This window comes from Stenotrophomonas sp. G106K1 (genome assembly GCF_037969685.1).
Classification (GTDB): Bacteria; Pseudomonadota; Gammaproteobacteria; order Xanthomonadales; family Xanthomonadaceae; genus Stenotrophomonas; species Stenotrophomonas lactitubi.
In genome coordinates this window covers 73,473-79,838 of sequence record NZ_JBBPFR010000020.1, presented here as the reverse complement: position 1 = coordinate 79,838, position 6,366 = coordinate 73,473, and the positions used below count along the sequence as shown (strand labels likewise).

5 protein-coding genes are annotated in these 6,366 nt (G+C 65.7%); 4 read left to right on the top strand and 1 reads right to left on the bottom strand.

Going from position 1 to position 6,366, the window contains the following annotated elements:
• Positions 1–234: 234 nt before the first annotated feature.
• Positions 235–1,212: a 2-oxoglutarate and iron-dependent oxygenase domain-containing protein gene (locus WKB25_RS16325; protein ID WP_049469229.1), complete on the bottom strand. Its 978-nt coding sequence runs from the start codon at positions 1,210–1,212 to the stop codon at positions 235–237.
• A gap of 155 nt (positions 1,213–1,367) precedes the next feature.
• Here WKB25_RS16325 and WKB25_RS16320 point away from each other — a divergent pair, with 155 nt between their 5' ends.
• The 4 genes from WKB25_RS16320 (at position 1,368) to galE (ending at position 6,344) form a co-directional block, all read left to right on the top strand.
• Positions 1,368–3,251: a DUF3413 domain-containing protein gene (locus WKB25_RS16320; RefSeq protein ID WP_340571809.1), complete on the top strand. Its 1,884-nt coding sequence runs from the start codon at positions 1,368–1,370 to the stop codon at positions 3,249–3,251.
• Between the two features lie 19 nt (positions 3,252–3,270).
• On the top strand, positions 3,271–4,416 hold the full coding sequence (locus WKB25_RS16315) for a glycosyltransferase family 4 protein (protein WP_340571807.1): 1,146 nt from the start codon (positions 3,271–3,273) through the stop codon (positions 4,414–4,416).
• Positions 4,409–5,266, top strand: coding sequence for a polysaccharide deacetylase family protein (locus tag WKB25_RS16310; RefSeq protein ID WP_340571806.1), 858 nt, complete (start codon positions 4,409–4,411; stop codon positions 5,264–5,266). The genes WKB25_RS16315 and WKB25_RS16310 overlap by 8 nt, the downstream gene beginning before the upstream one ends.
• Positions 5,267–5,336: 70 nt before the next feature.
• Positions 5,337–6,344: a UDP-glucose 4-epimerase GalE gene (gene galE / locus WKB25_RS16305; RefSeq protein WP_340571805.1), complete on the top strand. Its 1,008-nt coding sequence runs from the start codon at positions 5,337–5,339 to the stop codon at positions 6,342–6,344.
• The last annotated feature ends 22 nt before the right edge of the window (positions 6,345–6,366 follow it).

The following is a 6,366-nucleotide window of genomic DNA, read 5'->3' as shown; positions in this document are numbered from 1 at the left end:
GGCGCCATGGATGGCGCCATCGAGCCCCCAGGGATGGGTTTACGGCGTGTCCTGCCAGCCCACACCGCCCCGCCCAACCCGCAGAAACCCGGAGCCGCTTTGGCTTTGGCTTTGGCTTTGGCTTTGGCCTCTGCGGGTGCAGGGTGCAACCCTGCCGAATACCCTCCGCTGCGCTCGCCGGGCATGGCCCGGCGCCACCCGTAATGAAAAAGCCGCCTTTCGGCGGCTTCTTCATTACTTCAGCTTGATCTCGCGCAAGCGCTCTTCGAGGAAGCCGTGCGCGGTGATCGGTTCCGGGTACCGGCTCGGGTTCTCCTCGGTGATGCACGAGGGCAGCACGTCGATCAGGAAATCCGGGTTCGGGTGCAGGAAGAACGGCACCGAATAGCGCGGCTGGCGGGCCAGCTCGCCCGGAGGATTGACCACACGGTGGATGGTCGACGGATACACATGGTTGGTCAGGCGCTGCAGCATGTCGCCGATGTTGACCACGATGGTGTCCGCGTCCGAGGTGAACGGCACCCAGTCCCCGTCATGCGACTGCACTTCCAGGCCTGCCGCGCTGGCACCGACCAGCAGCGTGATGAAATTGATGTCGCCATGCGCACCGGCACGCACGTTCGGGATGTCGTCGGTGGTGATCGGCGGGTAGTGGATCGGGCGCAGGATCGAATTGCCGAAATTGGTCTTGTCGGCGAAGAAGTGCTCCGGCAGGCCGATGTGCAGGGCCAGGGCCGAAAGCACGCGCGAACCCAGGTTGTCCAACGCCTGGTACAGGCCGTAACCACGCTCACGGAAGCCCTCGACCTCGGACGGCCACAGGTTCGGCGCCATCACGTCCCGGTACTTGGAGTCGTCGGCGATCTCGCGACCGATGTGCCAGAACTCCTTCAGGTCAAAGTGCTTGGAGCCCTTGGCGGTCTCCACACCGAACGGGGTGTAGCCACGGGCGCCGCCGCTGCCAGCCACGTGGTACTTGCGCTTGGTCTCATCCGGCAGTGCGAAGAAGGCCTTGAAGACGTCGTAGGCCGCATCGATGTCGGCCTGCGGGATGCCGTGGTTGCGGATGCCGGCAAACCCCCATTGGCGATATGCCGCCCCCAGCTCTGCCACGAAGGCGTCGCGGTCACTGTCGAAACGGGTGATGTCGAGGGTGGGGATCTGGCTCACAGCGGTTCCTGGCTTGTCGTTGAGTCGGTACGGGCCCGCCATGTGATGGCGACCGATCTGAACATTGTGACAGATAGATCGGGACACGCCACCGACACACTGAAACAAACCGATACAATGCGCCACCTGCGCGCGGCTTAACGACTTCGTCACGCCGGGACACGCCATCCGTTGCCCCATCCCAACCCGCCTTCTCCATGGACGCCGCTCTGCCCGACGCCACCGCTGCCGCTCTTCCCGGGCCAACCCGACGCTGGCGCCGGCTGGCCTGGTGGTCCCTGTTCATCGCGGCCAACGCGGTGTTTGCAGCGCTGATCGCGCTGGGCAACGTGCCGCTGCGCGACAACCCCGGCGGGACACTCGGCCTGGCCTATCTGGCGATCGCCCTGCCCGGCCATCTACTCGCGTTCGGCGCACTGGCCGGCCTGCTACCGCTGGCCATCGGCCTGTGGCCGCGCAGCGCGCGCGCGTTGAGCATGTCGGCTGTGATCTGCCAGGGCCTGTGGCTGTGCCTGCTGCTGGTGGATGCCAAGGTATTCGCGCTGTATCGCTTCCACCTCAATGCGATGGTCGCCAACATGGTGTTCGGCGGCGCCCTGCAGGACCAGGTGAGCCTGTCCTGGAAGACCTGGCTGCAGGCGGTTGCCATGGTCTCGGCGATCTTCGCCGCGCAGGGCCTGCTGGCCTGGGCGTGCTGGAAGCTGCTGCCCGCGGCTCCGCGGCGGCGACGGGTACTGCAGGCCTGGGCCGTGATCGCCCTGCTGATGGGCGGCGGCCAGGTCGCCACGGCCTACTACGACGCGCTCGGCGAACGTGCAGTGATCAGCCAGTGGAATTACCTGCCATGGGCGCAGCCGATCACCGCCAAGAGCGCGATGCGCCGCTTCGGCGTGGTCAGCCAGCGCCAGGTCGGCCTGCCCGATCCGCGCCATGCCCAGCTCAACTATCCATTGCAGCCCCTGCGCTGCCAGAGCCACCAGCGGCCGAACGTCCTGATGGTGGTACTGGAGTCGTTGCGCCATGACGTGCTCACCCCTCAGTTCATGCCCAACGCATCGGCACTGGCCCGGTCCTCGCGGGTGTACGAGCATCATTTCAGCACCGGCAACGCCACCCGCTATGGCCTGTTCGGTCTGCTGTACGGCCTGCCTGGCGGCTACTGGCCCAGCATGCTCGACGAACAGCGTGGCTCGCAGTTGTTCAAGGTACTGGGACAGCAGGGCTATGACCTGCATCTGTATGGCAGCGCGCCGCTGTACAGCCCGGAATTCGATCGCACGGCGTTCGCCGATGTCCGCGACAAACTGCACCAGGGGCCGTCCGAACTGACGTCCGACGGCCGTGATGCCGCCATCGTCGCTGGACTGCAGAAAGACATCCGCGCCAGCCAGGCTGCGCAGCGCCCGTGGTTCGGTTTCGTGTTCCTCGATTCCACCCACGCGCCTTACCACATGCCGGCCGGCTATCCGCCGCTCGCCACGCCGATGGCCGATGCCATCGATTTTCTCAAGTTCGGCCCCGAGCACGATCCAACGCCGGAATTGAACCGTTATCACACCGCGGTGCATTACGCCGACAGCCTGATTGGATCGCTGCTGGATGATCTGCGCGCACAGGGACTGGAGCAGGACACCATCGTGCTGGTGACCGGTGACCACGCCGAGGAATTCAACGACCTCAAGCTCAACTACTGGGGCCACAACGGCAACTTCTCCAACTACCAGTTGCAGGTGCCCTTCGTGCTGCATTGGCCTGGCCAGGGTGGCGGCCGCGATGCGCGGGTCAGTTCGCATGAAGACTGGGTGCCGACGCTGATGCGCCACGGGCTGGGCTGCGAGAACGCATTGACCGACTACAGCACCGGCCATGACCTGCTGGCTGCACCGACCGGCAAGCGGGCGCTGGTGGTGGAAAGCTGGTCGCAGCGCGCGGTGCGCAACGGCGAGGCGATCTACGTGTTCGACAAATTCGGCAACGCCACCGCGCTCGATGCGCGCTACCGCCCCCTGCCGCAACAGACCCCCGACGCCGCCAGCATCCGCGCGGCATGGGAAGCGCTGACGCGCTTCCGCAATCGCTGAATCCAAGGACCGATCCACCATGAACCGTCCGCTGCGCATCCTGCATACCGAAGCCGCCAAAGGCATGGGTGGGCAGGAGATCTACATTTTCCGCCACATGCAGGTGATGCGCGCGCGCGGCCATGACGTCGCCCTGCTGTGCCAGCCGGACGCGCGCCTGGCCACCCGCGCGCGCGATGATGGCTTCACCGTACATACGCTGCGCATGGGCGGCATGGCCCGCCTGCTGCGCGGCATCTGGTCGGTGTCACGGCTGGTGCGCCGCGAGCGCTACGACGTGGTCAACACCACCAGCCGTCGCGATGCATTGATTGCCGCCGCGGGTGCACGCCTGGGCGGCACACCGCTGGTGGTGCGCTCGCGCCACCTGATGAGCCCGGTGAATTCGCTGCTGACCTACACCGCCCTGCCGCACCGGGTCATCACGGTGAGCAACTTCGTCAAGCAACTGCTGGCGGACCGCGGAATTCCTGCCGATCACATCGGCATCGTGCCGCCGATGGCGGCTTCTCCAACCGGCATCGACACCGCGCAGGAACCGTCCTGGCAGGATCTGCAGGAGGCGCGTGCGCGCGTGCGCGCCGAGCTCGGATTCGACGAGCAGGACATCGTGGTGGGCTGCGTGGCCGTGCTGCGCGAACCCAAGGGCCACGCCGAGCTGCTGCAGGCCATGGTGCCGCTGTGCAAGGCCAACCCCCGCCTGCATCTGGTGGTGGTCGGCGATGGCCAGGCAGTAATGCAGCGCCTGCAGGCCACGTGTGCCGAACACGAGCTGCAGCGCCAGGTCCATCTGCTGGGCTTCCGCAGCGATGCCAGCCAGCTGATGCCGGGCTTCGACATCTTCGCTCTGGCCACACACAAGGAAGCATCGGGCACGGTCTTCCTGGAAGCGGCACAGGCGGGCCTGCCGATCGTGTCGCACCGGGTCGGCGGCGTGCCCGAAATGCTGGTGGAAGGCAGCAATGCCATCCTCACCCGACTGGGTGACGGCGCCGCCCTGACCGGCGCGCTGCGGCTGCTGGTGGACGATCCCGAACGCCGCCGGCAGATGGGTCGTTCCGGCTGGGAGTGGATCTGCAGCGCAAAGCGTTTCAGCCCCGAAGGCCACGCTGAAGCCACCGAACACTACTACCACCAATGGATGAAGGAGCTGGGTCATGGCTAATGCCAGAACCGTACCGGTGCTGATGCATCATCACGTCAGCAACTCGCCCGGCATGATCACGGTGTCGCCGGAAAATTTCGAAAGCCAGATCGCCTGGCTGGCGCGCACCGGCTGGACTTCGTTGACGCTGGACCAGTACGCCGGCTTCCTGGCCGGCAAGCCGGTGCCGCGCAAGTCGATCGTGATCACCTTCGATGATGGCTACCTGGACAACTGGGTCTACGCCCACCCGATCCTGCAGAAGTACGGCATGCACGCAGTGGTGTTCGTGGTGACCGGCTGGATGCACGAGGGCCCGATGCGCCCGCATGCCGGCATCGCCGGTGCCACGCTGCCGGAAACGCCCGAGCATCGCGCCTGCGAAGACCTGATCTACAAGCAGGACCGCAGCGACGAAGTGATGATGCGCTGGAGCGAAGCACGTGCGGCCATCGAGGCGGGCACCTTCGAGATCCATTGCCATACCCACACCCACACGCGCTGGCTGCGCCGCCAGGACCTGGATCGCGCCCAGCGCCGTGCCGGTATCAGTGACGACCTGTCGAAGGCCCGGGAAGTGCTGCTGGAGAAGCTGGGCGAGGTGTCCGACACCCTGTGCTGGCCATACGGCGATTTCGACCAGGACTACATCGAAGTGGCGCGTGAGCAGGGGTTCCGCTACCTGCACACCACCCATCCGTTCGGACGCAACGTGGTCGGTGGCGACCCCGAGCGCATCTACCGCTTCGCCATCCGCAACCGGCCGGCAAGCTGGCTGCGCAAGCGCATCGCGTGGAGCTACAACCCGTTGATCGCACCGCTGTTCAATGGCTTCAAGGCGCGGCAGAAGAAGATGGTGCCGGGGCCGTGATGGTTTCCCCGGGCCTGGGCTGACACGGCTTCGGCAAGGAAGCTCCAACAGAGTGGAAGGACTACAGGAAATGAACGTTCTGGTTACCGGCGGTGCGGGATTCATCGGCTCCCACACGTGCGTGGAACTGCAGCAGCAGGGCCATACGGTGGTCATCGTCGACTCGCTCTGCAACAGCGACGCCGGGGTGATCGATCGGATCGGCAGCATCACCGGCACCACACCGTTGTTCGTACAGGCCGACGTGCGCGACCGTGCGCGGATCGCGGCCTTGCTGCGCGAGCATTCGATTGATGCGGTGCTGCATTTTGCCGCGTTGAAGTCGGTTGGCGAATCGCGGCAGATGCCGCTGGACTACTTCGACAACAACATCAGCGGCACCCTTGCCCTGCTCGGCGCCATGCGCGATGCCGGGGTAGGCACGTTCGTGTTCAGCTCGTCTGCAACCGTGTACGGCAACCAGGACCATTGCCCGGTGGCCGAGACGGCCTCGACCTGCGCGATGACCCCCTATGGCCGTTCAAAGCTGGTGGTGGAGCACCTGCTGTCCGACCTGGTCAGTGCCGACACAACGCTGCATGCGGCAACGCTGCGCTACTTCAACCCGGTGGGTGCGCATTCAAGCGCTCTGATCGGCGAGCTGCCGCACGGAACACCCAGCAACCTGATGCCCTACATCGCCCAGGTGGCCGCCGGCCTGCTGCCCGAAGTGCAGGTATTCGGCGATGATTACCCGACCTGCGACGGTACCGGCGTACGCGATTACATCCATGTGGAAGACGTGGCACGGGCCCACGTGCTGGCGCTGCAGTACCTGCGCGACAAGCGCCGCAGCATCACCCTGAACCTGGGCACCGGGCAGGGCCACAGCGTGCTGGAACTGATCAAGGCCTTCGAGCAGACCGTCGGCCGGCCGATTCCGTTCCGGATCACCGGTCGCCGCACCGGCGACATCGCGGTGAGCTTTGCCGACCCGTCCCTTGCCCTGCGCGAACTGGGCTGGACAGCGCGCCATGGTCTGGCGGACATGTGCCGCGACACCTGGAAATGGCAGACGGCGATGCCGCGCAGCGCCTGATGCCTTGCTTGCACCAGACAGC